The following is a 26,522-nucleotide window of genomic DNA, read 5'->3' as shown; positions in this document are numbered from 1 at the left end:
CAAGAAGCAACTATTCCGATGAACGGAAGTATTCAATCTCCGCTCAGACGACGTGCCATCATTGAATTTCAGTGCGTGACCCCGACCATTCAGAGTTGAATACTCCGGGCATCCGAGAAGGCAGCCATGGCAAATGCATCAGCAGGCAGATCGGCTCTGAGTCGCCACTTGCGAATTTTGAGCGCCTTCAACGCAGACTCTGCGTTTCTCACCCTTACCCAACTGTCCCGACGTGCAGGCCTCCCTCTGGCGTCCACTCATCGGCTTGTCACCGAATTAGAGTCTCACGGTCTCCTAGAACGGAATGAAGACAAAACCTACCGGCTCGGCGTTCGCCTCTGGGAGCTGGCGTGTTGCACGCCAGGGGCGCTGGGCCTGCGCGAAATTGCGATGCCTTATCTGCAAGATGTTCACGCGGTAGTTGGTCAACATACCCAGCTCGGTATTCTTGAAGGCACGGACGTGCTCTTTTTGGAGAGGCTCTCCAAGCGGAACGCGGTCGTCAATGCCACGCTTATCGGTGGCCGTTTGCCGCTCCATGCCTCTTCAAGCGGTTTGGTCCTGCTCGCCCACATGCCTTCCGCGTTCGTGGACCAGATTGTCAACGATGGCCTCTTCTCATATACGAATCACACCATCCGTTCTTTGAGCGAACTGACTGCGACTTTGAGTGAGATTCGTTCCCGGGGCTTCGTCGTGGCTGACGGTTACATTCACCCCGACGCCCGTGGCATTGCGGTTCCCGTCTTCGGTGCCAATCAGGTCGTCGTCGCAGCCATCAGCGTCGTGGTGCCAAACGACGAGACGCCATGGGAAGCCACGCGGGATATTCTGCGCAGGGCGGCGCAGCAAATGTCCCTGGCGCTCCGGTCGGCATATCTGCCCCCACGCCATCCACAGGCGCTGCCCGGGGGCCGGTACCGCCCTCTAGTCAATTCGTCCGTCAAATCCATGGAGTACTTGGGATCGACTGCGCGACGGTATTCTGCCGTTCCAACTCCCCGCGACTAGCTGCCATGCCCCTGGGTGTGAGGTCGTTCGGCTGCTCACGGGCCAGCGACCACAGACATAATTCAGGACGGCGACTGTGTCGAAAGCCGGTTATGGCCGGGCCTCCCTAGGGTTGTCAGCCCGCGTGGGCTCGCCGCAGGTCGGCCTTGCGGATCTTGCCGCTGGCCGTGCGCGGCATCTCGGCCACGACCACGACGCGTTTGGGAATCTTGTACCGGGCGAGGCGATCACGCAGGTGCGTCTGGATGTCGGCGGCGTCGAGGGTGAACCCGTCGCGCACGGTCACGATGGCGCACGGCACTTCCCCCCATTTCTCGTCGGGAACGCCGATCACGGCGACGCTCGAGACGGAGTGGAGTTCGGAGATGGCCAGCTCGATCTCGGCCGGATAGATGTTCTCCCCGCCGGAGATGATCATGTCTTTCAGCCGGTCGCTGATGAAGAGATAACCGTGCTCGTCGAAGTAGCCCATGTCGCCGGAGCGGAACCAGACGTTGCCGGCATAACTGTCGGCGGTGGCCTCGGCTCGATTCCAGTATTCACGAATCACGTTCGGCCCCGAGATCTGGATCTCGCCGACCTCGCCCCGGGCGACCTCGTCGCCGAGCTCGTCGACGACGCGCACGTCGGTGAAGAAGTGCGGCAACCCGGCCGATCCGGCCTTCTCGCGTGACTTATGCGGGGCGAGGCTGGTGGCTCCGGGCGCCGTTTCGGTGAGGCCGTAGCCGCCGGAGAACGACAGGCCCCGCTTCTCGTAGGCTTCGAGCACGCGCACCGGCACGGCTGAGCCGCCGCAGGTCAGCTTCTGCAGCGAGCTGATGTCGGTGGTCGCCCAGTCGGGGTGCTCGCACAAGAGCTGGTAGGTCGTCGGTACCCCGCTGATCACGGTCGCCCGGTGCTGCTCGATCAGGTGCAGGGTGCGGCCGGGCTCGAACTTGGGCTCGAGCACAACGGAGCCGCCCTTCAGCAGGGTGGGCAGCACCCCCATGCCGAGCGAGGCGACGTGGAACATTGGCGCGATCATGAGAGCCACGTCACTGCTGACGAAGTCGTAGTCGACGAGCACATTGAAGCTGTTCCAGGTCATGTTCCCGTGGGTGAGCAGCGCACCCTTGGGCTGGCCGGTCGTTCCCGACGTGTACAAAATCAGCGCCGGGTCGTCGAGGGTGACGTTCTCGTCACGATGGGTGGCGGAGGCGCCAGCGATCACGTCATCGAGCATTTCGATGCGGCTGGCCTGCCCGGCCGAGCCGGTCCCCGCCGCCGGCGCTGCGGCATCCGCCACCATGATGCGCTCGGCCACCTGCGTGCCCTCGGATCCACGTTCGGCCAGGGCGGCGAGGCTCGCCGCGTGCACGAGGATGCGGCTGCCCGAATCGGTGAGGGCGAAGGCGATCTCGGGCGCGGCCAGGCGGGTGTTCAGCGGCACGAAGATCGCCCCGAGCACCCCGCAGGCGAACAGCGTCTCGAGGAACGCGGGATGGTTTTCGCCCAGATACGCCACGCGATCGCCCGAGCGGATGCCGCGGGCATCGAGCGCATTCGCCAGCCGGTCGACCCGCTCGGCGAGCTCGTCGTAGCTGAGGCGATTGTCGCCGCTGATGAGCGCGGTGTGGGTGGCCGACTTCACGCGTCGGCGGTGGATCCAGGAACCGAGACCTTGGTTATGCATCGTTGCATGTACCTTTCACACGTCTCCGCGGGCGGAGACACTGACACTGGGTGGGTCAGGGGTGTGCTCACCGTACTACCGGGGAGCACACCCCTGAGATGATCGGGCGCTAGCCGGCGATCAGCGCTGAAACGTCGGGGGCCGTGGTGACCACCGCGTACTTCTGCATGAGTTCGCCGAGGTCGACGAGAACATCGGTCTGCACCTCGCCGTCGAAGGTTTCCATTTTCATGTTCTCGGCGACACCCGCGTCCATACCCATGAAGGCGGGCAACGTGGCGCGCACATCGTCGGGGTTGGCTTCGGCCAGGGCGAGGGTCTCTTCCACGGCATCTCGAAACTTCGCCAGCGTGTCGGCGTTGTCCGCAGCGTATTTGGCGCTCGTGAACGTCACCATCGTGGGCAGGCCGGGGAGGGCCTGCTGGTTCGGGTAGCCGATGAGTGTGAAGTCCTCGCTGGCGAGCGCCTTGCTCAGAAACGGCTCGGGCAGCCAGATGGCGTCGGTGTTACTCGCGGCGAGCTGGGCCTCCATGTCGGGGAACGGCATCTCGTTGAAGTTGATCAACGAGGGGTCGCCGCCGTCGATCGCGGTGCTCTCCTTGATCGTGAGGTCGCCCTGGGTGCTGACCGCGTTCACCGAGACCGTCTTGTTCTCCAAGTCGGCGAAGCTTTCGATGCCGGAGTCGGAGCGCACGACGACCCCGTTGATGTCGTCGCCCTCGGCCTTGGAATTGCTGTAGCCGGTGACGATCTGCATTTCGAGGCCCTTGTCCACGGCCACCATGACCGAGAGCGGGTTACCCACGGCGAAGTCCATGCTGCCGGCGTAGACGGCGGGCAGCATCGCCGCGCCGCCCTGCCCGGTCTGCAACGTCAGGTCGAGGCCGTGCTCCTCGAAAATGCCCTCGTCGATGCCGTACTGCATGGCGACCGACGGTGCGATGGCGAGCACACCCACGGTGACCGGCGTCAGCGCCCCGTCGGCGGCATCGCTGGTGGCGTCGGTGGCGTCGCCGGTCGGGGTGGCGGCCGCCGAGCAGCCGGTGAGGGCCAGGCCGACGAGGGCGAAGCCGGCCAGGCCGGCCAGGGTGCGGGATGACCGTGCGGTGACATGAAACATAGTGCCTCTTCCTTGAGGTGACTGTGAGGGGTGTGGTGTTCTGCGGTGGAGCGAATGCGGGTCACACGTAAAACTGCGGGTCAGACGTAAAAACTGTGGGTCACACGTAAAAGCGGTACAGTCCGTGCGCGACGACGGCCGGCTTGGTGCCGCCCTCGATCTCGATGGTCTGGTCGACACCGAGCTGCACGCCGCCGGCGATCTCGGTGACCGATGCGATAGTCGCCCGCATGCGGATCTTCGAACCGACGGTCACGGGGGCGGGAAACCGCACCTTGTCGAGGCCGTAGTTGACCTTGGTGGTGACGTCGGTCACGTCGAGCAGCTCGGTCCAGAACGGAATCGCCAGCGACAGGGTGAGAAAACCGTGCGCCACGGTGGTGCCGAAGGGGCCGTCCTTGGCCTTGACCGGGTCGACGTGCAGCCACTGGTGGTCATCGGTCGCGTCGGCGAAGGTGTCGATCTGGGTCTGGTCGACCTCGATGTAGTCGGTGTAGCCGAGGTCGGTTCCGGCCAAGCCGGGCAGTTCGGCGAAGGTGGTGGTGGTCGTGCTCATGGTGCTCCTTATATATAGGGATGACGACGTGGAGAAAACGACGAGGGAGATTAGAGGAAAGCGCTGTGGCCGGTCACGGCCCGGCCCACGATGAGGCTGTTGATCTCGTGCGTGCCCTCGTAGGAGTACACGGCCTCGGCGTCGGCGTGGAACCGGGCGACATCGGTGTCCAGGGTGATGCCGTTGCCGCCCACGACCTCGCGGGCCAGGGCGACGGTGTGGCGCATCCGCTCACAACAGAACATCTTGGCGAGGGCCGAGTTCTCCTCGGTGAAGACGCCGGCCTCCTGCTGCTGGGTGAGCCGCACGACCAGGCCGAGCGAGGCCGTCACGTTGCCGAGCATGGTGGCGAGCTTCTGCTGGGTGAGCTGAAAGGACGCGATCGGCCTGCCGAACTGCTCGCGGGTCTTCACGTAGCGCAGGGCCGCTTCGTAGGCGCCGGCCTGCAGGCCGGTCGCGATCCAGGCCACATCGGAGCGCATCGACCGCAGCAGGGCTGCGACATCCTTGAACGAGTTGATGCGCTGCAGCCGGTCGGTCTCCCCCACCCGTACGTTCACCAGGTCGATGTCGGCGTTTTGCATGATGCGCAGGCTGGTTTTGCGCTGGATCTTCTGCAGGGTGACGCCGGGGGCATCCGTCGGCACCAGAAAGGCCTTGACCTGGCCGTCGGCTTCGTCGCGGGCGAAAACGGCGAGCACGTCGGCGCTCGAGGCGCCGCCGATCCAGCGCTTCCGGCCGTTGAGCACCCAGGTGTCGCCGGTGCGGCGGGCGGTGGTGGCGAGCCCGCCGGCGATGTCGGAGCCGTGATCGGGCTCGGTCAACGCGAAGACCCCGGTGTACTCGAAGCGCGTGATCTTCGCGTCGAGCGCGGCGACCTGCTCCGGGCTGCCGCCCAGGTTCACGCTGGTGCGAAACAGCCCGGACTGGGCGTTATAGAACGTGGCGACGGATGCGTCGGTGCGGGCCAGTTCGAAATTGCGAAAGCCCCCACAGAGCGCGCTGGTGCCCCGGTTCATGAGGTCGAGCTCGACCAGTTTCGGCACGATCTCAGACGGAAACTCTCCCGCCTCCCAGTGGTCGGCGAGCAGTGGCTGCACGTCGGCCTCGAGCACCGTGCGGAGGTCCGCCAGCAGGTCGAGTTCGCGGTCGGTGAGCAGGGTCGAGTAGCCGAACTGGTCGCTCGGGTAGAACGCGGTCATGAGGCGAGCTTCAGCAAGCGCACGGCGTTGTCCTTGAGGATTTTGGGCCGCACGGCGTCTTTGAGGTTGAGGTCGGCGAAGTCTTTCAGCCAGCGGTCGGGGCTGATCAGGGGAAAGTCGCTGCCGAAGAGCACTTTGTCCTGCAGGAACGAGTTGGCCTGGCGCACGAGGTTTTCGGGAAAGTACTTCGGCGACCACCCGGACAGGTCGATGTAGACATTTTGTTTGTGTGTGGCGACGGCGAGGGCTTCGTCCTGCCACGGCACGCTCGGGTGGGCCATGATGATCGGCAGCGCGGGAAAGTCGGCGGCGACGTTGTCGAGCAGCATCGGGTTGGACAATCCGAGTTTGAGGCCGAAACCGCCGGGCAGGCCCGAGCCGATGCCGGTCTGTCCGGTGTGGAAGAGCGCCGGCAGCCTGAGGTCCTGCAGCGCGGCCCAGAGCGGGTAGAACTGCTCGTCGCTCGGGTTGAAGTTCTGCACAGTCGGGTGGAATTTGAAGCCGCGCACCCCGAAATCGCCGGCCAGGCGCTGGGCCTGGGTCACGGCATCCGCTCCCCGGGTGGGGTCGACGGAGCCGAACGGAATCAGCACGTCGTTGTTGCGCGCGGCGCCGACCGCGATCTCCTCGCTGCTGTTGGGGCGATGATTCAGGCTGCGGGAAGCGTCGACGGTGAAGACGACCGCGGCCATCGCGCGTTCGCGGTACATCGCAGCGATCTCATCGAGGCCGGGGCGCGGGGCATCCGTTTTGAAATATTTGCTCGCGGCGTCGACGAGCGGCTGCGGCAGGGCGTTGTGCCCGTCGTCACCGACCTCGATGTGCACGTGCGTGTCGATGGCCGTGAGCGCGTCAACGTTCAAGCCCAGTTCGTAGACCATGGCTATTTTGCCGCGGTGGGCTGCAGCTCGGCGGGCAGTTCGGGCAGCTTCTCGCCCACGCTCTGGAGCTTGTCCCCGAACAGCGAGGAGAAGTCTTCGCTGAGGGTTTCGACGGTCCAGCCGCCGGTTTCGAAGGCGGTCGCGACGACCTCGGGGTGCGACCAAAGCTGGATGCGGTCGCCGCCGGAACCGACGACCTGGCCGGTGATGCCTGCCGCGGCGTCGGAGGCGAGAAACCCGACGACCCCGGCGACGTCCTGGGCGGTGCCGTAGCCGAGCACGCGGCGGGCGAAGGGCGGCATGGTCTCGCCGCGGGCCGCGGCGTCGTTGAAGGCCTTGAAGAAGGGAACGGTGTCGGTCATCGCGGTCGCCGCGACGGGCACGACGGCGTTGACGGTGACGTTGGCGGGGGCCAGTTCCATCGACCAGGTGCGCACCATGCCCACGATGCCGGCCTTCGCGGCGGCATAGTTGGTCTGGCCGAAGTTGCCGCGCTGGCCGGTGGGCGAGCCGATGCAGATGATGCGGCCGCCCTCGCCCTGTTCGCGAAAGCGGATGGCGGCCTCGCGCACGCAGGTGAACGTGCCACGCAGGTGTACGTTGATGACGGTGTCGAAGTCGTCGTCGGTCATCTTCCAGACCACGGTGTCGCGCAGCACGCCCGCATTGGTCACCAGGATGTCGAGGCGGCCGAAGCTCTCCACGGCCTGGGCGACGAGCTGCTGCGCGGTGGCGGTCGAGCCCACCGGGGCGACCACGGCGACGGCCTGGCCGCCAGCGTTCGTGATGCTGGCGACGGCGTCATCGGCGATCAGCTGGTCGACGTCGTTGATCACAACAGATGCTCCCTGCCGCGCCAGTTCCTGCGCATAGGCCAGGCCGAGGCCTCGGCCGCTACCGGTCACGATTGCGACCTTGCCACTCAGTACTTTGCCGGTCAACGTCATTGTGACTCCTAGCTCAGGTGTGGCGTCGGTGCCACGGGTTGGTGCTGCTGTAAAACCCATGAAAACCTATACCGTTGAAAAAGTCAACTAAAAAGGTATGGTTTATTCTATGACAATGACAGAGTCCATTCCCGGCGCAACGGTGCCCGCCTCACCGGCGACCACCGCCGCCGCAGCCGACTCACCGGGGTCGGCCGACGCGATCGGGGTCCGACTGCGCGACCCGGACCGGCTGCACGACACGGACCTGGCCAACGAGATCGAGTTCATGACCGCGCGGGCTCGGTCGATCGGATCAAGTCGCGCCAATGCCATGCTCGCCGAACTCGACCTGCGCGTGCGGTCGTATTCAGTTCTGTCCCTGGCCTGCAGCGGCCAGAATCCCTCCCAACGCGAACTCGCGGCTTTTCTCAGCCTCGACCCGAGCCAGATCGTCGCCTTGGTCGACCACCTCGAAAATCGGGGCGCGGTGACCCGCGAGCAGGACTCGCGCGATCGTCGCTCCAAGGTGATCGTAGCCACCGCCGCCGGCCGGATACTCTACCGGCAGGCCGCGGCCGTCATCCAGGCCGCCGAAGACGACTCCCTGCGTGATCTCAGCCCGGCCGAGCGCGAGCAACTGCGCTCACTGCTGCGCCGCATCGCCTTCGACCAGACCCCACCCATCGAGGGCGTCACTCCACGTTGAAGAGCTTGAGACGCACGCTGTTCGTGAACCGCTCGTCCGTTTCGATGATTATTTTGGAACGCAGCCACGACCGTCGTTGCCCGGCAGCGTCCAGACGGATGCTGCACCGAAAGTACATCCGCGCGGGATCCACCGACTCGCCGCGCACCAGCTTCTGAATATCCTCAGGCGTCCCTGAGCGCAGTCCGAAGTTGCAAACCGAGATGCGGTCGCCATCCGTCGTCTCTAGCGGAGCGGCCCCGACCGGTCACTGCCCGAGGCCGGCTGAATCAGATCGGGACGGGCCAGGTCAGTCATGGTCGCCACGATCATATCGCCGACCAGCCGGCGGTAATACGAGTGCCGCTCGGGTTCGAGCATGTCCCGACCGAACAGGGTGCGAAACGTATAGCGATTGGCGACCTGGAAAAAACAGTAGGAGCTGATCAGCAGGTGCAGGTCGAGGGCGTCGATATCGGTGCGAAACTCGCCCGACGCGACTCCGCGGCGCAGCAGGTCGTCGAGGGTGTCGATCGCGGTCGAGTTGAGGTCGTGGATCACGGCCGACTTGCCGATGTGCTCGGCCCGGTGGATGTTCTCGATGTTGACGAGACGGATGAAGTCTGGATGGCTGGTGTGGTGGTCGTAGGTGAATTCCGCGACGGCGCGCAGGCCGTCGACCGGGGTCAGTCCCGCCACGTCGAGCTGCCGCTCGATGGTGCGGATCAGCGCGTACGCCCGCTCCATGACCTGGAGGTACAGGCCTTCCTTGGATTCGAAGTAGTAATAGATCATGCGCTTGGTCGTGCGGGTCAGCTCCGCGATGCGGTCCACGCGGGCACCGGCGAAGCCGCTCGCCGAAAACTCGGCCGTGGCGACCTCGAGGATCTCGCGCTTCGTGCGCTCCGGATCACGGCGGAGCGGGCCGTCCTCCGCGACGATCGCGTTCATGGTTCTCCTTCGACCTTCGTGCCGTTCTACCGTCCCACACCTGGAATGCAGGCCGGGGAAGCCGGCCGTCGTGCTCGCCGGTTCCCCACCCTATCCGCTGGTGCCGCCTACACCTTGACCGAACCGGATTGGCGAACGGTTGCCCCGGGCTTCAGCCCGAGCTCGTTCATCGGCACCCGGAAGGTCTCCTTGGCGGTGGCGACGGCGATCACGTTGATCAGGCAGATGACCGCGGTGATGGCGGCCACGATCAGCCAGGCGTTGGGGCCGTCCCCGGCCGCGGCGATCGCGATCGTCGGCGCGAATCCGGCAACCGCGAAGCCGATCTGGGTGCCGATGGCCATGCCCGAGAGCCGCACGGCGGCGGGGAACATCTCGGCATAGAAGGCCGGCCAGACGGCCGAGGTGGCCGTGTAGATGAAGCCGAACATGCCGATACCCACGATGAAGATGAGCGGGTAGTTCGCGATCGAGATGGCGTAGAGGTAGGCGAACATCAGCGCCGCGCAGCCGAGCGACCCCGTGATGAAGACGGGTTTGCGGCCGACCCGGTCACTGAGCATGGCCCACAGCGGGATCGTGCCGAGCGCGGCCACGTTGGCCAGCACCCCGACCCAGAGCATGGTGGTGCGGTCCAGCCCCACCGTGTTCACGGCGAAGCTCAGGGCGTAAACGGTGAAGATCGTGCTGACGGAGGCGATCAGGGCGGCGGCGATCACGCGCAGCACTCCCCGCCAGTGGTCGCGGAACAGCACCCGCACGGGCACCTCGGCGACGGCGCCGCCGGCGACCTCGGCCGTGAAGACCGGGGTCTCGTCGAGGGTGCGACGAATGAGAAAGGCGACCACGATCACGATGGCGCTGATCCAGAACGGGATGCGCCAGCCCCAGCTGAGCAGGTCGGCCTCGGGCAGCAGCGCGACCGGAATGAATACCGCGGTGGCGAAGATCTGCCCGGCCTGGGTTCCGCTGAGTGTGAAGCTCGTGAAGAACGCCCGGCGGTGGTCGGGGGCGTGTTCCATCGACATCGAGTTGGCGCCGGCCTGTTCGCCGCCGGCCGAGAAGCCCTGGGCCAGGCGCAGCACGACCAGCAGGATCGGCGCGGCGACCCCGATCTGTTCGTAGCTCGGCAGGAAGCCCACCAGCACGGTCGAGATCCCCATCAGCAGCACCGTGAAGACGAGCACCTTCTTGCGGCCGACGGTGTCGCCGAGGTGGCCGAGCACGAGGGCGCCGATCGGGCGGGCGAGGTAGCCGACGCCGAAGGTGGCCAGGGCGAGCAGGGTGCCGGCGAGCGGGTTGCTGTCGGGAAAGAAGACCCGGCCGAAGACGAGCGCCGCGGCGGTGCCGTAGATGAAGAAGTCGTAGTACTCGAGGGCGCTGCCGATCCAGGCGGCGGCCGCCGCGCGGCGTGGATTGGCCTGGGTGACGCTGGGCGCGCTTCCCGGGGCGGGAGCGGTCAAAGGAGGAGTCATCGTTGATCCTGTTCTGTGTGAGGGGGAGGTTAATCGGTGTGGTGCTGGCGTTCCTCGGCGCGCTGGGCCGCGAGCCGCACGGGAGCGTTGGCCGCTCCGTAGCCGTCATAGTCGCCGGTGCGCTGCACGATCTCGCAGAAGAACTGGCCGACCGGCATCGTGTAGACGTGCAGAAAATCGCCGCGCTCGTCACGGTCGAAAAGAATCTCATGCGCGCGCAGCGTCGTGATGACCTCGCTGCCGAGGTCGAGGCGAGCATCGAGATCGTCGTAGTAGTTCTGCGGAATCGGCAGCAACCGGGCGCCGCGCGCCCGCAGCGCGGTGACCGTGGCGACCAGGTCGTCGGTGTGCAGCGCGACGTGGTTGGGGTAGACATCCGTCGCCCCCGGCTGCAACGGCGTCACGTTCAGCGCGAGACGGATGCCGCGGTCAGCGGTGACGAGGCTGCGGCTGCGCACGAGTCCCGCCTCTCCGGCGAGGTCGAGGCCGTCGGAGACGACGAGCCCGAGGATGCTCTGGTAGAAGAGCACGGCCTCATCGGCGCGCTGCCACGGCTGCACGAGTGCGACGTGGTCGACGTGGGTGATGCCGGTCGGCGGCAGGGCTGCCGACGCGGGTGCCTCGGCCGGGTCGGCGGGGCCGAATTCGCCCAGCCAGCTCGGCGCTTCGCCGTCACGCTCACTGAAATACACCTCGGTGCCGTCGGGTGCCAGGATGCCGTCGAGAACGTCTTCGTCGGTGGCGCGGTCGCGGGGCAGCAGGTGCGAGCGCAGGGCGACCGCGCGGGCCGACGCCCGCTGCACGTCGGTGACCTCGAAGCCGAGGGCCGCGACCCGCGGCTGCACTCCCGCGAGGTCGTGGTTGACGATCACGTGAACCTCGTTCTGCGACCAGAGTTCGGCGTTCTTGCGCTGGTGCCGGCCCCGCGGGGTGAACCCGAGCTGGGTAAGGGCCACGTCGACGGCGGTTCCGGCGCCCGGCTGCAGCTCGATGAAGCTGAAGCCGCGGCTGGCATCGACGGCCGGCAAGCCCGTGAGCAGCGCGGGGGCCGGCGCGGCGCCCGAAACGACGACGGCCGGGGCCGGCAGCCGGGCCGCGCGGGCGGCGTCTTCGAGCACGACGAGCGAGCGGCGGGCATCCCGGGCGGTGACCCAGGGGTCGCCCTGCCGGAAGACGTCGTTGAAGACCTCGAGCGAGAGCGGGCCCTGGTAGCCGGCGTGCACGATCCGGGCCACGAAATCGGCGAGGTCCCAGCTGCCCTCCCCCGGAAACAGGCGGTAGTGGCGGCTCCAGCTGAGCACGTCGAGGTTCATCAGCGGGGCATCCGCCAGCTGGCAGAAGAAGATCTTCTCGCCCGGGATGGTCGCGATCGTCTCGAGGTCGCTGCCGCGGGAGAGGATGTGGAAGCTGTCGAGGCAGACTCCGAGGGCCGGGTGGTCGACCTGCTTCACGAGGTCCCAGGCGTGGTCGTAGGTCGAGACGAATTTTCCCCAGGCGAGGGCTTCATAGGCGATGCGCACGCCGTTCGTCTCGGCGAGGGCGGCGAGCGCGCCGAGCTGGTCGATCGCGACGGCGTCGCCGGGCAGCGTCGCGGTGCCGACGTTGGAGCAGAGCAGCATGGTGTCGATGCCGAGCCGGTTCATCAGCGCGAACTTGTGTTCGGCCCGGCGCAGGTTGAGCGCGAGCGTGTCGGATGTCACGCCCTCGAAGTCACGGAACGGCTGGTAGAGGTCGATCGACAGCCCGAGGTCGGCCGAGCGAGAGACGACCTCTTCGGGCGACAGGCGGCTGGTCACGAGGTCGAGTTCGAAGAGTTCGTAGCCGTCGAATCCCGCATCGGCGATCGCGGTGAGCTTGTCGCCGAGTGATCCGCTGATGCACACGGTCGCGATGGAGGAACGCATCAGGCCCGCCCTCCCGTGGCCGCGGCCGAGAGGGCCGCGTCGTCGCCGAGCAGCTCGAGAAAGTGGGCACGCATCCGCTCGGCGTCGGGTTCGCGGCCGGTGATCAGACGGATGCTGTCCGCGGCCTGGCCCACCGCCATCCGTCCCCCGTCGAGCACCTGGTGTCCCCGCCGCCGGGCGGCGGCCAGCAGCTCGGTGTCGATCGGGCGGTAGACGATGTCGGCGACCCAGGCGGTGGCGGCGAGCGCGGTCACGTCGAAGGGCAGGCCGGGGTGTTCCTTCATGCCGGTGGGGGTGGCGTGCACGACTCCGTCGGCGGTCGCGAGGTCGGAACCGAGCGTCTGCGGGGTGCCCGCGACCACCTCCTGTGCCGGAAACAGCGGGGCGTAGCGGTCGACGAGAGCCTGGGCGCGTTCGGGCAACACGTCGACGATGACCAGGTGCGCCACGCCGAGGGTGAGCAGCGCGTAGGCGGTCGCGGAGCCGGCGCCGCCGGAACCGAACTGCACGATGCGGTCACGGGGAGCGTCCGGCAGGCCGGCGAGCACGGCCGAGCGAAAGCCGGTCCAGTCGGTGTTGTGGCCGAGGAAGCGGCCATCGCGAATGAGCACGAGGTTGACGGCGCCCATGTGCTCGGCAGCGGGGTCAAGCTCGTCGAGAAAGGGAATGACGAGCTGCTTGCAGGGGTGTGTCACGTTCAGGGCGGCGTAACCGGCATCACGGCACTCCGCGAGCAGGGCACCGACATCCCCCGGCGCCCGGCCGAGTTCCAGCAGGTCCAGGGTGCGGTAGTCGTACTCGAACCCGAGGTGGCGACCCTCCCGCTCGTGCATCGGCGGAGTCAGCGAGGCGGTGATGCCCTCGCCGATCAGGCCGACGAGAAAGCTGGTGGCCGCGGTCATGCGACGGCCGCCGTGACGGTGTCGGCAGCGGATGCCGCGGCATCCGTTGCCACAATCGGCGCGCTGCCCGGCGCGGCGCGGCGACGGGCGAGCAGTTCGAGGGCGAAGACGTAGCCGAGCGGCCCGGCACCGACAATGACGGCCTGCGCGATGTCGGAGAGGTAGGAGTGATGGCGGAACGGTTCGCGGGCGTGCACATTGGTGAGGTGAACCTCGACCATCGGCAGCTCCACGGCCAGGATCGCGTCGCGCAGCGCGACCGAGGTGTGGGTGTAGGCGCCGGCGTTGATGATGAGACCCGTGGCACGGCCGCGCGCCGCGTGGATCGCGTCGATGAGCACGCCCTCGTGGTTGCTCTGCACGAACTCGGCGCGCAGGCCGAGCCGGCCGCACGCCGCCGTGATGCGCTGTTCGACATCGGCGAGCGTCTCGGAGCCGTAGGTGGCCGGCTCTCGGGTGCCCAGCAGGTTGAGATTGGGCCCGTTCACGACGAGCACGAGGGGCAGGCTCGCGGAGTCCGGCAGGTCTGTTCGATCCGAAATCATCATTGATTCATATCCTTGGTCACTGTGTCCGTGGTCGCTGTGTTGGTGGTCACAGTCGCGCTTCAGTACGTACTAGTTAGTACATTGTGAAACGCAGGACGGGCCAGTGTCAAGACCCTTGAAGAACGAGGGCGCGCCCGACACCCCTCAGTCGCGCGGGGCCGCGGTTTTCTCGAGCAGCGGCCGGGTGCGGTAGGCGACCATCTCCCGCATCGACAGGGCCACTTCGGTGCGCTGGATGCCCGGGGTCGCCAGGATCACGCCGGCGATGCGGTAGAGGTCATCGGCGTCGCGGGCGACGATCTGGATCATCACGTCGCTCTCCCCCGCCACGCCGTGCACCTCCACGACCTCCGGGATCGTCGTGAGAGCAATCTCGATCTCGGCGAGGCGGTGCTGGTCGGCGAGCGCCGACACGAAGGCCGTCAGCGGATAGCCGAGCGCCCGCGGAATGACGCGGCGGTCGATGGCGGCGAGAAAGCCTCCGGACTCCAGCCGGGCCAGGTGGCTCTGCACGGTGTTGCGTGAGAGCCCGAGGCGCTGGGCGATCTCAACCCCAGCGAGCCGGGCGTCATCACTGAGGGCGAGCAGAATGCGGGCGTCGATCGCGTCGATGGTGGGCATGTACCGCAGTATGGCACGGCACGCCGGGGTTCACGCGTGCACTTTGCACGGATTGAAATCGTGACGTTGTGCAGCGGATGCTAATGGCGCAGGCTCGAGAGCACCGGTCAGAGAGGACCCCATGAGCATTGCGGAGCATGCCGCCGTCGCAGCCGACTGCACGACCGCCGGCTTCCACTCCGCCGATTTCCTGGGCTATGAAGACCTGCTCACGCCCGCCGAACGCCTGCGACTCGACGCGGCCCGCGAGGTTTTCGAGCTCGACGTGCGCCCGCTGGTCGCCGACCACTGGGACCGCGGAGAGTTTCCGTTCGCTGTTGTGCCCACGCTCGCCGCCCTGCACCTCGTGGGCATGCCTGCCGCCGGGGAAAGTTACCTTCTGCACCGCTTCATGCACCTCGAGCTCGCCCGCGTCGACACGTCGATGTCGACCTTCCTCGGCGTGCACAGCGAGCTCTTCACCGCCGCGATCGCCCAGCTCGGCTCGGCGGAGCAACGCGAACGCTACCTGCCCGATGCCCTCGCCCTGCGCACGATCGGCGCGTTCGCGCTGACCGAACCCGACCACGGCTCGGACATCTCGCGCAACATGCAGACCACGGCGACGCGCACGGGCGACTCGTGGACCCTGAACGGCGTGAAGCGCTGGATCGGCAACGGCACCTTCGCCGACCACGTGCTGGTCTGGGCCCGCGACACCGCCGACGCCCAGGTGAAGGGCTTCATCGTGGCTTCCCGAACCGCCGGGTTCAACGCCGTGAAAATCGAGAACAAGATCGCGCTGCGCATCGTGCAGAACGCCACGATCACGCTGGCGGATGTCGTGGTGAGCGAGGCAGATCGGCTGCCCGGGGCATCCGCCTTTTGCGACACCAACGCCCTGCTGACCAATTCCCGGGTCTGGGTGGCCTGGCAGACCGTGGGCCTGCAGTTCGCGGCCTACGACTACTCGCTGCGCTATGCCCTCGAGCGCACCCAGTTCGGCAAGCCGATCGCCTCGTTCCAGCTCGTGCAGGACAAGCTCGTGCGCATGCTCGAGAACGCCACCGCCTCGCTCGGCACGATGGTGCGCATCGCGCAGCTGCAGCAGGCGGGCACCCTGCGACCCGAGCACGCGGCCATGGCGAAGGCCTCAGGAAGCGCCCGCATGCGCGAATCGGCCGCGCTCGGCCGCGGCCTGCTCGGCGGCAACGGCATCAGTACCGATTTCGGCATGGCGCGCGTCTTCGCCGACGCCGAAGCCGTCTACAGCTACGAGGGCAGCTACGAGATCAACACCCTGCTCGTCGGTCGCGCCATCACCGGCATCTCTGCCTTCCAGTAGGCCGCACGGAGGCGCGGGCGCGGCCGCGCCCCGAATCGAATCGGCGCGGGGCCGCGCCGGCCTAGTCCCCGGCGGGCGCCGGGGCGCCCATGTCCTCGGACCAGACCGCCGTCGCGCCGCTGTGGCCGATACGGATGGCCTGAACCGTCGTTCCGGTCGCGGCGACGAGCGCGAGCACGATCAGGGCGATCGCCATCCACTTGGGGTCGCGCCGCACGGAGGCTTCTGCGCCCGTGCGCGCCGACTTCGCCCGGCGCTCACGAAGGGTGAACCAGAGCAGCGCGGCCGCGACGACGACCAGCCCGGCAACCCACGGGAGCAGCCCTTCCGCCAGGTCGGAGTGCGTTTCAATGAGCGCGTTCTCGCCGACCCGGTGCTCGAGCGCCTCGCCCGACTCCGTCGACAGTGGCACCAGCACGAGCGCGGCCAGCGCCGCGCCGAGGGGCAAGTACCCGGCCCACCGGCGAAAACGTGGCCAGGCGGCCGCGAGCACGACGAGCAGCGCGGCCAGGGGCACCGTTACTTCCGTCGCGTGCACGACGAATGGATGCATGGGGAGGCCGAAAAAGACGTCAAACATGATGCTCCTTGAGCCAGGCAGCACCGCGATCGGCTGAAGCCCAGCACGCCCTGGACTGCCTGTACAGCATCATGCTAGGGACCGGGCGCCCGGCGCGCCACGAAGGACAGGCTGCGCTAAGTGGCGGCCGACCGTGAACGCGCCCAGCGGGTCAGGGGTCAGCAGGTCAGGGGGCAGCGACGACCGCGAGGCCGGTCGCGGACTCGGCGGCGGAGATGCCGCCGGCATCCGTCACCGCGGTGAAGCCGAGGTCGGCCATGCGCAGCACGGCGCCGGAGGACCGGTTGCCGCTGGCGCAGTAGACCACGTACTCGCCGTCGGTCGGCAGCGCCCCGACCAGGGCGTCGAAATCGGCGGACTCGACGTCGATGTTGACGGCGCCCTCGAGGTGTCCGGCGTCGTACTCGGCCGCGGTGCGCACGTCGATCACCACGGTGTTCGCCGTCACCTCGATCGGGTCGGCGGTCGGCGCGCAGGCGGCCAGGCCGAAGACGGCGGTGAGGGCGAGCACGAGGGTGGCGAGGGTCTTCTTCATGGGTGGCTTTCTGGTGGGGTGAGAGCGGATGCGGCGGGCCGCGCCGCGCGGACGAACAGCGGCCGGCAGGTGGTGCAGACCTCCCCCCGGCTGGGCATCGGAGTCGGCGACCCGGGCGGCGGTCGCGCGGTGTTCCTTCGCGAGCCGCGAGCGCAGTGCCCAGACGAGCAGGGTGACCGCGGCGAGCGCCACGACGGGGCGAACCGGGGTGCTGAGCACCGGTTCCAGGGAGCGCAGCTCCGTCGCGAGGTAGATCCCGACCAGGCCGAACAGGGGCCAGCGGGTGTCGCACATCGTCGCGTCGGCGCCGATGGGCGTGTTGACGTAGCTGGCGACGACCATGGCAACGAGCGCGGAAACGACGACGACGGCCGGAAGGGCCCACCACGCCGCGACGCTCGGGTTGCCGAGTGCGGCATCCGCTGTCACGACCAGACCGCCGGCGGCGACCATACCGATGAAAGCCGCTGCCGCGGTGCCGGCCGCGAGCAGCCAGCGGCGACCGGTCCAGGCTCCGAGGTCTCTGACCAGAATGCTCACGAATTCACCCTCGCTCCACCCGGCTCGTTCGAGCCGACGTGTATACCCTATGGGGTATCCGGGCGGGTGGCAAATGCGGTCGGATGACTACGCCGCGTCGATCCCGAAGCTCTTGATCTTGCGGTACAGCGACGACCGCGCAATGCCGAGGGCCGCGGCGGCGTGCACCCGGTTGCCGTGCGCGTCGTTCAGTGCCGACACGATGAGGTCGCGTTCCCCGGTCTCGAGTGGGGTCAGCAGGCGTGCGGCACCGCTGTGGCAGTGGCCGGGCAGGTCGTCCTCCTGAATCTCGCCGACGGGCCGGCGCAGCAGCGCGAACTCGAGTGCCTGCCGCAGTTCGCGAATGTTGCGAGGCCAGGAGTAGCGGCAGACCAGGCGAAGGGCCGCCGGGCTCAGGGTCGCCCCGCGGCGGGGCGGCAGGCCCTGCAGCAGCCCCGCGACGAGATCGGGCAGCTCGTCGATCCGATGCCGCAGCGGAGCCACGGTCACGGCCTGGCCGAAGTGGGCGAGCAACTGCTGAAACGGAAGATCCGCGTTGACGGAGTCCTGAGCTACCGTCGCGGCCACCGACACGGGCCACGCACTCGCCGCGAGTTGCACGAAGAAGGCCTCGAGCTCGAGCACGCCGGCCGTGTCCAGCCGGTCAATGTTGGTGAAGACCACGAGCACCGGGCCCGGCCGATCGCCGGGCCCGGTGCGCGCCAGCACGGCGCGGGCCACCGCGAGATCGGCCCGGTCGGCCTGGGCGCAGGCCACCACCACGCTGTGTCCGTCCGGAACGTCCAGGCGGTAGCGCTCGATCACGAGCGACAGCTTTCCGCAGCCGGCCTCGCCGACGACGAGCAGGGCGGTGCGCGCGAGGAGCGCCCGCGAGACCCCCTCCACGGCGCGCTTGCCGAGCAGTGACGGGCCACGCTGCGGCGCCGCCGAAGCCACCGGCGACCGGGGCGGCGATGCCGACGCCGGCACAGTCGGTGCCGCCAAGATCTCCGCCAGGACCTCCACGGTGAGCACGATGCCAGCCACGTCGCTGCCCACGACAACCCGTTTCCCGTGCAGGGAGACGCAGCGGCCGCTGGAGAGTTCGATGCGATCCGAAGCCGTTCCCACACCCAGCATCAGGTAGCGGGCGTGCTCGTGAATCGTGCGTTGCTCGGCCGCGCCGAACAGATTCTGCGCGGCGGCGTTGCCCATCACCATCGTGCCGCCGACGGCCATCACGGCGCCGCGGCTGCGCGCATCCACCCGCACGAAGGTGTCGAACAGGGCCTGCTGGCGCAGGCTGCGGTCGGCCAGCAGGTTGTGTTCGATGTCGTGGGTGGCCGAACGCACCAGGGAGTGCATCAGCGGGCTCGCGAATTCGCTCAGGCAGGTGATGTCGAGCACGCCCTCGATCCGTCCGGTCAGCGGGTCGCGAATCGGGCTTCCCGCGCACGCGAACGGCTGCAACTGCTCGTGAAAGTGTTCCGGACCCACGATGTAGAGTGGCTGGCCCGACTCCAGCACCGTTCCGATCCCGTTGGTGCCCACCGAGCCCTCGGCATAGTTGAAGCCCTGGGCAAGCGAGACGTCATCGAGCTGGCGGGCGATGGTCTCGTCCGTCTCCGAGCGGCTGAGGATGCGCGCCCGGTTGTCGGTGAGCACGATGCTCAGCGGCATCTGCGCCATCTCGTCGCCGAGGCGGGCGATCACCGGCCGGGCACATCGCATCAGCCGGCTCGACATGTCGAGGTCCGCGTGAAAGGCGGCCTGGGCCGTCGCCGCGTTGACCCCCGCGGTGAAGGACCGCTGCCAGGAGGCGGCCACCACGCTCGGCACCGCGTCGCCGGGCACCGCGGCGGCCTGCGCCCGCCCGACACGCAGAAAATCCGCGCGCGCGGCGGCGATCTTGAGGCGCTTGAGACGGGCGTGCGGCATGTCTACTCCCTTGTGGACCTTGCAAGCATGCCTTGGAACGCCGGCCCGGCGCTACCTGACCGGTGTCCCAATCTGGGACATCGACACGGATGCCCGGGGCCGCACGCTGAGGTTCGTGGCCGTTTCGCAGGGCCCAGCGACACCGCCCAGCGACACCACTCGACGCAAGTACCTGACGCAAGTACCTGACGCAAAGGAGCGCTCATGGAACGACTCATCAACATCGACAACGGGGGAACGCTCACCGACATCGTGGTTGGCACCGGCACCGATTTCACGTTCACGAAGACCCTGACCACCCCCGTCGACCTGTCCCAGTGCCTGTTCGACGGCATGACCAAAGCCTCGGTCCTGCTCTACGGCGAGGCCAACCTGGCCGACCTGCTGCACTCGACCCGGCACATCCGTTACAGCTCGACGCAGGGCACCAACGCCCTGGTCGAACGCAAGGGCCCGCTGATCGGGGTCATCACCGACGACCCGACGCTCGCGGCGACCCTGCGCGGAACCGAGACCAAGGCCGGCCTGTTCGACGACCTCGTCGGTGCCCGCATCAGCGTGGTCTCCCCGCACGGCGCCGACGACGAGCTCGCGAGCGAACTCGTCGCCGAGATCAACCGGCTCACCACGGCCGGCGCCGAACGCCTCGTCGTGGCCGCGTCGAGCCTCGAACGCGAGCACCTGTACAAGCGCACGATGCTCAGGAACTTTCCCCGGCACCTGCTCGGTTCGGTGCCGATCCTGTTCTCCCGCGAGTTCGCGAGCGACACCTCCCGGCCGCGCCAGATCTGGTCGGGCATCCTCAATTCCTTCCTGCACCCCACCGTGGAACGCTTCCTCTACAGCGCCGAGCACCGGCTGCGGGCCTACAAGATGAAGAACCCGCTGCTCATCTACCGCAACGACGGCGCCTCCTCCCGCGTCGCCAAGTCCGTCGCCCTGAAGACCTATTCCTCCGGGCCCCGCGGCGGCCTCGAAGGCACCCGCGCCCTCGCCGAGGCCTACGGCCTGCCGAGCGTGCTGATGATCGACGTCGGCGGCACGACGACCGATGTCGGCGTGGTCGAAGACTCCACGATCGCGGTCGACCGACGCGGATCGATCCAGGGCGTCGACATCTCCTACGAGATGAGCAACGTGCACTCGAGCGGTGTCGGCGGCAGCTCGATCATCGCCGTGCAGGACGGCGAGATCACCGTCGGCCCCGAGAGTGTCGGCGCCGCTCCCGGCCCGGCCTGCTTCGGGTTCGGCGGCACCCGGGCCACCATCACCGACGTCAACCTGCTGCTCGGCGTGCTCGACCCGGCCACCTACCTGAACGGGGAACTGGCCCTCGACGCCGACCGCGCCCGGGCCGTGATCACCGCGACGATCGCCGAGCCGCTCGGCATCACCCTCGACGAGGCCCTGATCCGCATGGAGCGCACCTACTCCGACCGGCTCGCGCAGAGCTTCGCGCACCTCGTCGACCCGACCCGCGGCACCACCCTCGCCGCGTTCGGCGGCGGCGGTCCGATGAACGCGTGCAGCGCCGCCCGCACTGCCGGGGTGACGCAGGTTCTGGTGCCGCGCCTGGCCGCGGTGTTCTCGGCCTACGGCATCAGCTTCAGCGACATTGCCCAGTCCTACGAGGTCACCATCACCGGCTTCTCCGCCGCCGCGGTCGCCGACGCCCGCGAGCAGATGCTGACGGATGCCTCGCGCGACATGTTCCAGGAAGGTCACGACATCGCCGACTGCGACCTCGCCTGGAGCACCCTCGTCGAAGACGAGCACGAGGTGCTGCTGCTCACGGCGACCTACCGGCTGCCGCACCCGCACCTCGACGGCGGTACCCCCTCCGAACACAGCCCCGCCGTGGCCAGCGGAACCCGCCGGGTGCGGGCATCCGCTGACCGCATCGACACCGTCGAGGTCTTCCAGCTCGACGACCAGGTGCCCGGCGCCCGCGCTGACGGCCCCGCCATCGTGGAGGGCCCGTTCTTCACCGCCCGCGTTCCGCAGGGCTGGACCCTGAACGTCTCCACCGCCGGCGACCTGCTGCTGAACGACACCGCCTCAGACACTGCGAGCACCCCCAACCCCGAATCAGGACGGTAACCACCATGCGAGTCCCCATGACCGAATATCTGCTCATCGACCTTGACACCGAGCGCTGGATCTGCCGCATCTGCGCCCACGACTTCGGCGACGCCCGCGGCAATTACAAGGAGGGCACCCTCGTCTACGACCGGGACCCGCGGGAGATCCATCCGCCGGTGATCGACCCGGAGAAGTACGAGTTCACGTTCTCGCCCGACCCCACCTTCTGCCGCATCCTGGAGTTCTACTGCCCCACCTGCGGCACCCAGATCGAGGCCGAATACCTGCCGCCGGGACATCCGCCGACCGTCGACATGCTCTGGGACATCGACTCGCTGCGCGAAAAGTGGGAAACCCACGGCGGCAACCCCGAAGAGGTCGTCAACTACGGTCCCGGCGAGAACGCCGAAACCGACCTGAGTGCCCGGTTCGATTCCGTCGCCCACCACTCCCACTCCCACCGCGGCACCACGACCGAAGGGCACTGACCGTGAAACGTATCTCGGTAGACATCGGCGGCACCTTCAGCGATTGCTTCTTCGTCTGGGACGACAAGTACATCGAATCGAAGGCCCTCACCACCCACCACAACCTGGCCCTCGGCTTCAACGAGGCCCTCGACCGGGCCTGCGAACGGGCCGGCATCAGCCGTGACACCGCCCTGCGCGAGGTCGACTCGGTGCGCTACGCGACGACCCTCGGCACCAATGCCCTGATCGAGGGCAAGGGCCCCCGGGTCGCCGCGATCGTCACCCACGGATTCGAGGACACCATCCCGCTCTCCCGCGGCCGTGGCTACGGCGAAGGACTCGACGGCGTCAAACAGGGCGACATGCCCGACGCCCAGCGGCCCGACCCGCTCGTGCCGCGCCGCCTCATCCGCTCGGTGAAAGAACGCATCGACTCCGTCGGTGAGGTGCTCGTGCCGCTGATGTACGACGACGTGCGTGCCATGGTGCGCGAGCTCGTGGACAACGGCGCCGAGGCGATCGTGGTCGCCCTCACCAACGCCACCGAGAACTCGGTGCACGAGGACCGCATCCTCGAGATCATCCTCGACGAGTACCCCACGCACGAGCTCGGGTCGATCCCGGTGCTGCTGAGCAGCCAGGTCTCCGGCCGCAAGGGCGAATACGTACGCGCCATGGCCACGATCGTCGACGCCTTCCTGCACGAGACCATGTTCCACGCCCTCAACCAGCTCTCGAACAACCTGCGCGACTCCGGCTACGAGAAACCGATGCTCGTGATCCACAACTCCGGCGGCATGGCCCAGCCCAATTCGACGGATGCCCTGCAGACGATTCACTCCGGACCGATCGCCGGCGTCGGCGCGGCCTCGCACCTGTCAGAATCGACCGGGCTCGGCGACGTGGTGTCGATGGACATGGGCGGCACCTCCTTCGACATCGGCCTGGTACCCGAGGGCGGCGTGCGGCACTACGACTTCCAGCCCACGATCGGGCGCTGGATGGTCTCGGCGCCGATGATCCACCTGAACACCCTGGGCGCCGGCGGCGGCTCGATCGCGGCCTACAACCGCATCCACCACGCGATCCAGATCGGTCCGGAGTCCGCCGGCAGCGACCCGGGTCCGGCCTGCTACGACCGCGGCGGGCTGCGGCCCACGGTGACGGATGCCGACCTCGTGCTCGGCTATCTCGACCCCGACAACTACGCCAACGGGCACATCAAGCTCAACCGGAAGCGCTCGATCTACGTGATCGACGAGACTCTCAGCGACGAGCTCGACCTCGACGCGGTGGAGGTCGCGAAGGTCATCAAGAAGACCGTCGACGAGCAGATGGCGATTGGAATCGAAAAGGAGCTGCGCTCCCGCGGCGGCCTGATCGAGGACTACACGATGCTCGCCTACGGCGGCAACGGCCCACTGCACGCCTGCGGCATCGCGGCGAGCGCCGGCATCAGCCGCATCCTGTTTCCCCCGTTCGCCTCGGTGTTCTCCGCCCTCGGCGCCGGCAATATGCGGCCGCTGCACATCCACGAGCGCAGCGCCTACGTCGTGCTCTACGAGGCCATCAAACGCAGCCTGTACAACCAGTACGAGGCGCTCAACGGCTACATCGCCGAACTCGAAGCGAAGGGCGCAGAGGACCTCGTGCGCCAGGGCTACGACCGGGCGGATGTTCGCTACCGCCTCGAAATGGACATGCGCTACGGCAACCAGCTCGTCACCACCGCCGTCGCGTTCGACATCAACCGGGTCAACGGGGTCGCCGACGTGCTGCACCTGATCAAGACGTTCTCGGAGATCTTCGGCGAGCGCTATGGCGAGGGCACCCAGGCGCCCGAGGCCGGCATCCGGGTGCAGACGATTCGGGTGGCGTCGTACATCGAGGGCGAGGTGATCAAGTTCGAGTCGATCCTCGCCGGCGGCGAGAAGACCGAACCGGAGCCGGTCGCCCGCCGGATGGTGCACTTCACCGGCATCGCGGGCGCCGTCGACACGCCCGTCTACGACGCCGAAGCGCTCACGCACGAGTACGTCATTCACGGTCCGGCGATCGTGACGACCGAGAACACGACCTACCTGGTCGAACCGGGCTGGCGGCTCGAGCCGACCGTGCAGGGCGCCGTGTGGCTGCTCAGCGCCTGATCGTTTCCCTCACTTCGAACACAAGCAAAGGAGCTTGAGAACAATGACACTGACAACCGACCAGTTCACCCCCGCCGGCCCCGACGGCGACGACGAAACCCAGCTGCTGAGCGACCAGGAACAGCAGTGGGTCGACAAATTCATGGACGAGACCACACTTTTTCTCGGCCCGGACCCGGCCATCATGCGCCACCACGAGATCATGCCGCGCACCGCGTATGAAGAGGAGTGCATCGCGCAGGGCATCGACCCGCTCGAGATCGACCGCATCCGCAAGCGCCTGGCCGGTGCCCTCGACGAGGCCTTCGAAATGTGCGAGAGCATGGGCGCGGCACCCGGCGCCAAGTGGGCCGACCTCTCCTGCGCGGTCTACACCGCCGAGGGCGACGTCACCTACCTCTCCAACCGCGGGGTGATCGCCTTCTCCGCGGTGCTGCACCACCCCATCCGCTACATCATGAAGAACTGGAAGGACGAACCGACCGTCGGCATCAACGCGGGTGACGGCTTCTTCCACAACGACTCGCGCTTCGGCATGGTGCACAACACCGACCAGTCGATGCTCGTGCCCGTCATCCGCGGCGGCGTCATCATCGCCTGGGTCGGCGCGACCATCCACGAGGGCGAAAACGGCGCCTGCGAGCCGGGAGGTATGCCGAGCGGCTCCGAGACGCCGTTCGACGACGGCCTGCGGGCCTCACCGATCAAGATCGTCGAGAAGGGGCACCTGCGCCGCGACCTGCTGACCTTTCTGCAGCATTCCACCCGCGACCCGAAGCTCATGCTCGCCGACATCAAGGTGAAGATGGGCGCGGTGCGCCGCATCATGGACACCGTCGACCGCCTCATCGACGAGGTCGGCCAGGAGACCTTCGTGGCCTCGCTGCGGGTCACCGTCGAAGACGTCGAGACCGAGGTGAAGCGCCGCATCGGCGAGCTGCCCGACGGCACGGTCACCTTCAACCAGTTCGTCGACTCGACCCTCAAAGAGAACATCCTGATCAAGTTCGCCTGCAAGATCACTATCACGGGTGAGCGGATGATCGTCGACCTCACCGGGACCGGCCCGGAAATCCTGAACCGGGCCATCAACTCGCCGCTCGCCTCGACGAAGTCGTTCATGGCGCAGGCCATCCTGTCGTACTGGTGGCCCGACCTGCCCCGCTCGACGGGCGCGCTGAGCCCGATCGAGGTCATCACCGAGGAGCACAGCTGGGCGGATGCCGGCTACGACGCCCCCGTCGGCCAGTCGCTGCAGGCCTCCTTCCGCGGGTTCTCGGCCCTGCAGACGGCGTTCGCCAAGATGCAGTTCTCGTCCCCGCAGAAATACTCGAACGTCGTGGCGCCCTGGTTCAACCAGATCAACGATTTTCTCTGGGGCGGCACCACGCAGAACGGCGAACAGGTCGGCAACCTGTGCGCCGACCTCAACGGAATGGGCGGCGGCGCGAAGGCGTTCCGCGACGGCGAAGACGCCGTGGCGCCGCTGTTCTGCGCGATGGCCGACATCGGCGAGCAGGAGGTCATGGAGGAAGAGGTGCCGTTCCTGCAGCTGGTCAGCAAGCGCCTGGTGCGCGACAACCAAGGCTTCGGCAAGTTTCGCGGCGGCATGGGCTACGAGATGATCGTCGCCTCCCGCGGCACACCCAGCTGGGGTTTCATGACCGTCACCAGTGGGTCGAAGTTCTCCTCGGTGCCCGGCATGTTCGGCGGCTACGGCTGCCCGGTATATCCGCTCGCGATGGTCAAGAACATCAACATCTACGACGTGATCAGGAAGGACCCCTCACAGTTCGACCTGTCCATGGAACGCGTCATGAACGAGCAGCCCTTCGAGGGCGGCGACTACCAGTCCGCGCACATGGGGCTGCAGTTCGACGTGGCCAAGGAGGGCGAGCTGTACATGATCGCCCAGGGCGCCGGCGGCGGTTACGGCGACGTTCTCGAACGCGACCCCGAACTCGTGGTGACCGACCTCGAGCTCGACCGCATCAGCGCCCACACCGCCACGACGATGTACGGCGTGGTCTGGGAGCCCGGCACCTACGTCGTTCACGAGCAGGCGACCGTGGAGCTGCGCGCGCAGCTGCGCCGCGACCGCATCAGCCGCGGCACGCCCTACGCGGAGTTCGTCAAGCAGTTCGTGACGGAGGAGCCGCCGGCCGAGCTGCTGTACTTCGGATCCTGGGGCCAGGACAACGACGAGCAGCTGCTCGCCACCCACTGGGGCGGCCTCGAACCCGAACGGGTGAAGGGCAAACTCGAGGACCTGCCGCTCATCATGGTTCCCGACCGCCGGGTGCTGAAGATCAGCAAGCTCGAGGCCCGGGTGCGCGAACTCGAGCAGAAGTACGGCGAGGAGGTCGTGCACAAGTCCTAGGGCCGCACCACGCCGTACCATCCGCCGGGGTGCGGGGCCCGCTCACTGGCCTCGCACCCCGGCAACTCGCTTATACCCATCGATATCGGA

The 26,522-nt window shown here is 67.5% G+C and carries 23 protein-coding genes; 7 read left to right on the top strand and 16 right to left on the bottom strand.

The window, feature by feature from the left end; translation table 11 throughout:
• The first annotated feature begins 126 nt into the window (after positions 1-126).
• Positions 127-1,011, top strand: a complete 885-nt coding sequence (locus D6T64_RS19585; protein WP_119976364.1) for an IclR family transcriptional regulator — start codon at positions 127-129, stop codon at positions 1,009-1,011.
• A gap of 115 nt (positions 1,012-1,126) precedes the next feature.
• On the opposite strand, the gene D6T64_RS19580 is transcribed toward D6T64_RS19585, so the two are convergent.
• The 6 genes from D6T64_RS19580 to D6T64_RS19555 form a co-directional block, all read right to left on the bottom strand.
• Positions 1,127-2,683, bottom strand: coding sequence for an acyl-CoA synthetase (locus D6T64_RS19580; protein ID WP_119976363.1), 1,557 nt, complete (start codon positions 2,681-2,683; stop codon positions 1,127-1,129).
• A gap of 109 nt (positions 2,684-2,792) precedes the next feature.
• A complete protein-coding gene (locus tag D6T64_RS19575; protein WP_119976362.1) occupies positions 2,793-3,803 on the bottom strand; it encodes an ABC transporter substrate-binding protein in 1,011 nt (336 codons plus the stop codon).
• Positions 3,804-3,903: 100 nt separating this feature from the next.
• Positions 3,904-4,359, bottom strand: a complete 456-nt coding sequence (locus D6T64_RS19570) for a MaoC family dehydratase (protein ID WP_119976361.1) — start codon at positions 4,357-4,359, stop codon at positions 3,904-3,906.
• Positions 4,360-4,409: 50 nt separating this feature from the next.
• Positions 4,410-5,561, bottom strand: coding sequence for an acyl-CoA dehydrogenase family protein (locus D6T64_RS19565; RefSeq protein ID WP_119976360.1), 1,152 nt, complete (start codon positions 5,559-5,561; stop codon positions 4,410-4,412).
• Positions 5,558-6,448, bottom strand: coding sequence for an amidohydrolase family protein (locus D6T64_RS19560; RefSeq protein ID WP_119976513.1), 891 nt, complete (start codon positions 6,446-6,448; stop codon positions 5,558-5,560). The genes D6T64_RS19565 and D6T64_RS19560 overlap by 4 nt, the downstream gene beginning before the upstream one ends.
• Positions 6,445-7,389 carry an SDR family NAD(P)-dependent oxidoreductase gene (locus tag D6T64_RS19555; RefSeq protein ID WP_119976359.1) on the bottom strand — a complete coding sequence of 315 codons (945 nt, stop codon included), beginning with the start codon at positions 7,387-7,389 and terminating at the stop codon, positions 6,445-6,447. The genes D6T64_RS19560 and D6T64_RS19555 overlap by 4 nt, the downstream gene beginning before the upstream one ends.
• Before the next feature lie 115 nt (positions 7,390-7,504).
• Between D6T64_RS19555 and D6T64_RS23555 the strand changes: the two genes are divergently transcribed.
• A complete protein-coding gene (locus tag D6T64_RS23555) occupies positions 7,505-8,077 on the top strand; it encodes a MarR family winged helix-turn-helix transcriptional regulator (protein WP_119976512.1) in 573 nt (190 codons plus the stop codon).
• Here the strand turns inward: D6T64_RS23555 and D6T64_RS23690 are convergent.
• The 7 genes from D6T64_RS23690 to D6T64_RS19515 all read right to left on the bottom strand — a co-directional run bounded on the left by D6T64_RS23690 (position 8,064) and on the right by D6T64_RS19515 (position 14,457).
• Entirely contained in the window at positions 8,064-8,261 is a 198-nt protein-coding gene (locus D6T64_RS23690; RefSeq protein ID WP_407643271.1) for a DUF3237 domain-containing protein, read from the bottom strand. The genes D6T64_RS23555 and D6T64_RS23690 overlap by 14 nt on opposite strands.
• A gap of 41 nt (positions 8,262-8,302) precedes the next feature.
• Positions 8,303-9,007, bottom strand: coding sequence for a TetR/AcrR family transcriptional regulator (locus D6T64_RS19540; protein WP_119976357.1), 705 nt, complete (start codon positions 9,005-9,007; stop codon positions 8,303-8,305).
• Between the two features lie 107 nt (positions 9,008-9,114).
• Positions 9,115-10,482 (bottom strand): MFS transporter, encoded by a 1,368-nt coding sequence (locus tag D6T64_RS19535; RefSeq protein ID WP_119976356.1) that lies wholly within the window; start codon positions 10,480-10,482, stop codon positions 9,115-9,117.
• 29 nt (positions 10,483-10,511) lie between these two features.
• Complete coding sequence (locus D6T64_RS19530; RefSeq protein WP_119976355.1) at positions 10,512-12,386, bottom strand: bifunctional sugar phosphate isomerase/epimerase/4-hydroxyphenylpyruvate dioxygenase family protein; 1,875 nt, start codon at positions 12,384-12,386, stop codon at positions 10,512-10,514.
• Entirely contained in the window at positions 12,386-13,288 is a 903-nt protein-coding gene (locus D6T64_RS19525) for a shikimate dehydrogenase (RefSeq protein WP_119976354.1), read from the bottom strand. Before D6T64_RS19525 ends, D6T64_RS19530 begins: the two co-directional genes overlap by 1 nt.
• Positions 13,285-13,836, bottom strand: a complete 552-nt coding sequence (gene aroQ, locus D6T64_RS19520) for a type II 3-dehydroquinate dehydratase (RefSeq protein ID WP_233551438.1) — start codon at positions 13,834-13,836, stop codon at positions 13,285-13,287. The genes D6T64_RS19525 and aroQ overlap by 4 nt, the downstream gene beginning before the upstream one ends.
• A gap of 144 nt (positions 13,837-13,980) precedes the next feature.
• Complete coding sequence (locus D6T64_RS19515; RefSeq protein WP_119976353.1) at positions 13,981-14,457, bottom strand: Lrp/AsnC family transcriptional regulator; 477 nt, start codon at positions 14,455-14,457, stop codon at positions 13,981-13,983.
• Between the two features lie 121 nt (positions 14,458-14,578).
• Between D6T64_RS19515 and D6T64_RS19510 the strand changes: the two genes are divergently transcribed.
• On the top strand, positions 14,579-15,781 hold the full coding sequence (locus D6T64_RS19510; protein ID WP_119976352.1) for an acyl-CoA dehydrogenase family protein: 1,203 nt from the start codon (positions 14,579-14,581) through the stop codon (positions 15,779-15,781).
• Positions 15,782-15,842: 61 nt separating this feature from the next.
• On the opposite strand, the gene D6T64_RS19505 is transcribed toward D6T64_RS19510, so the two are convergent.
• The 3 genes from D6T64_RS19505 to D6T64_RS19495 form a co-directional block, all read right to left on the bottom strand.
• Positions 15,843-16,361 carry a DUF2231 domain-containing protein gene (locus D6T64_RS19505; RefSeq protein ID WP_119976351.1) on the bottom strand — a complete coding sequence of 173 codons (519 nt, stop codon included), beginning with the start codon at positions 16,359-16,361 and terminating at the stop codon, positions 15,843-15,845.
• A 166-nt stretch (positions 16,362-16,527) separates the two neighbouring features.
• Positions 16,528-17,436 (bottom strand): rhodanese-like domain-containing protein, encoded by a 909-nt coding sequence (locus tag D6T64_RS19500; protein WP_119976350.1) that lies wholly within the window; start codon positions 17,434-17,436, stop codon positions 16,528-16,530.
• A gap of 87 nt (positions 17,437-17,523) precedes the next feature.
• Positions 17,524-19,353: a sigma-54-dependent Fis family transcriptional regulator gene (locus tag D6T64_RS19495; RefSeq protein WP_119976349.1), complete on the bottom strand. Its 1,830-nt coding sequence runs from the start codon at positions 19,351-19,353 to the stop codon at positions 17,524-17,526.
• Positions 19,354-19,557: 204 nt separating this feature from the next.
• Between D6T64_RS19495 and D6T64_RS19490 the strand changes: the two genes are divergently transcribed.
• Genes D6T64_RS19490 through D6T64_RS19475 form a run of 4 tightly spaced genes read left to right on the top strand, consistent with a single transcriptional unit; the run spans position 19,558 to position 26,432 of the window.
• Positions 19,558-21,453, top strand: a complete 1,896-nt coding sequence (locus D6T64_RS19490) for a hydantoinase/oxoprolinase family protein (RefSeq protein ID WP_119976348.1) — start codon at positions 19,558-19,560, stop codon at positions 21,451-21,453.
• 17 nt (positions 21,454-21,470) lie between these two features.
• Positions 21,471-21,923, top strand: coding sequence for an acetone carboxylase subunit gamma (locus tag D6T64_RS19485; protein WP_233551436.1), 453 nt, complete (start codon positions 21,471-21,473; stop codon positions 21,921-21,923).
• Between the two features lie 2 nt (positions 21,924-21,925).
• Positions 21,926-24,052 carry a hydantoinase/oxoprolinase family protein gene (locus D6T64_RS19480; protein WP_119976346.1) on the top strand — a complete coding sequence of 709 codons (2,127 nt, stop codon included), beginning with the start codon at positions 21,926-21,928 and terminating at the stop codon, positions 24,050-24,052.
• A gap of 43 nt (positions 24,053-24,095) precedes the next feature.
• On the top strand, positions 24,096-26,432 hold the full coding sequence (locus D6T64_RS19475) for a hydantoinase B/oxoprolinase family protein (RefSeq protein ID WP_119976345.1): 2,337 nt from the start codon (positions 24,096-24,098) through the stop codon (positions 26,430-26,432).
• Positions 26,433-26,522: the final 90 nt, after the last annotated feature.

This window comes from Cryobacterium melibiosiphilum (genome assembly GCF_003602235.1).
Classification (GTDB): Bacteria; Actinomycetota; Actinomycetes; order Actinomycetales; family Microbacteriaceae; genus Cryobacterium; species Cryobacterium melibiosiphilum.
This window is presented reverse-complemented; position numbering and strand designations above follow the sequence as displayed.

Excerpts from the sequence above, each read along its gene's own strand:
- D6T64_RS19495 (WP_119976349.1), bottom strand. The coding sequence starts at position 19,353 with ATGCCGCACGCCCGTCTCAAGCGCCTCAAGATCGCCGCCGCGCGCGCG.
- D6T64_RS19580 (WP_119976363.1), bottom strand. The coding sequence starts at position 2,683 with ATGCATAACCAAGGTCTCGGTTCCTGGATCCACCGCCGACGCGTGAAG.
- D6T64_RS19485 (WP_233551436.1), top strand. The coding sequence starts at position 21,471 with ATGACCGAATATCTGCTCATCGACCTTGACACCGAGCGCTGGATCTGC.
- D6T64_RS19565 (WP_119976360.1), bottom strand. The coding sequence starts at position 5,561 with ATGACCGCGTTCTACCCGAGCGACCAGTTCGGCTACTCGACCCTGCTC.
- D6T64_RS19490 (WP_119976348.1), top strand. The coding sequence starts at position 19,558 with ATGGAACGACTCATCAACATCGACAACGGGGGAACGCTCACCGACATC.
- aroQ (WP_233551438.1), bottom strand. The coding sequence starts at position 13,836 with ATGATGATTTCGGATCGAACAGACCTGCCGGACTCCGCGAGCCTGCCC.
- D6T64_RS19570 (WP_119976361.1), bottom strand. The coding sequence starts at position 4,359 with ATGAGCACGACCACCACCACCTTCGCCGAACTGCCCGGCTTGGCCGGA.
- D6T64_RS19585 (WP_119976364.1), top strand. The coding sequence starts at position 127 with ATGGCAAATGCATCAGCAGGCAGATCGGCTCTGAGTCGCCACTTGCGA.
- D6T64_RS19540 (WP_119976357.1), bottom strand. The coding sequence starts at position 9,007 with ATGAACGCGATCGTCGCGGAGGACGGCCCGCTCCGCCGTGATCCGGAG.
- D6T64_RS19530 (WP_119976355.1), bottom strand. The coding sequence starts at position 12,386 with ATGCGTTCCTCCATCGCGACCGTGTGCATCAGCGGATCACTCGGCGAC.
- D6T64_RS19505 (WP_119976351.1), bottom strand. The coding sequence starts at position 16,361 with ATGTTTGACGTCTTTTTCGGCCTCCCCATGCATCCATTCGTCGTGCAC.
- D6T64_RS19555 (WP_119976359.1), bottom strand. The coding sequence starts at position 7,389 with ATGACGTTGACCGGCAAAGTACTGAGTGGCAAGGTCGCAATCGTGACC.
- D6T64_RS19515 (WP_119976353.1), bottom strand. The coding sequence starts at position 14,457 with ATGCCCACCATCGACGCGATCGACGCCCGCATTCTGCTCGCCCTCAGT.
- D6T64_RS19535 (WP_119976356.1), bottom strand. The coding sequence starts at position 10,482 with ATGACTCCTCCTTTGACCGCTCCCGCCCCGGGAAGCGCGCCCAGCGTC.
- D6T64_RS23555 (WP_119976512.1), top strand. The coding sequence starts at position 7,505 with ATGACAGAGTCCATTCCCGGCGCAACGGTGCCCGCCTCACCGGCGACC.
- D6T64_RS19475 (WP_119976345.1), top strand. The coding sequence starts at position 24,096 with ATGACACTGACAACCGACCAGTTCACCCCCGCCGGCCCCGACGGCGAC.
- D6T64_RS19525 (WP_119976354.1), bottom strand. The coding sequence starts at position 13,288 with ATGACCGCGGCCACCAGCTTTCTCGTCGGCCTGATCGGCGAGGGCATC.
- D6T64_RS19575 (WP_119976362.1), bottom strand. The coding sequence starts at position 3,803 with ATGTTTCATGTCACCGCACGGTCATCCCGCACCCTGGCCGGCCTGGCC.
- D6T64_RS19510 (WP_119976352.1), top strand. The coding sequence starts at position 14,579 with ATGAGCATTGCGGAGCATGCCGCCGTCGCAGCCGACTGCACGACCGCC.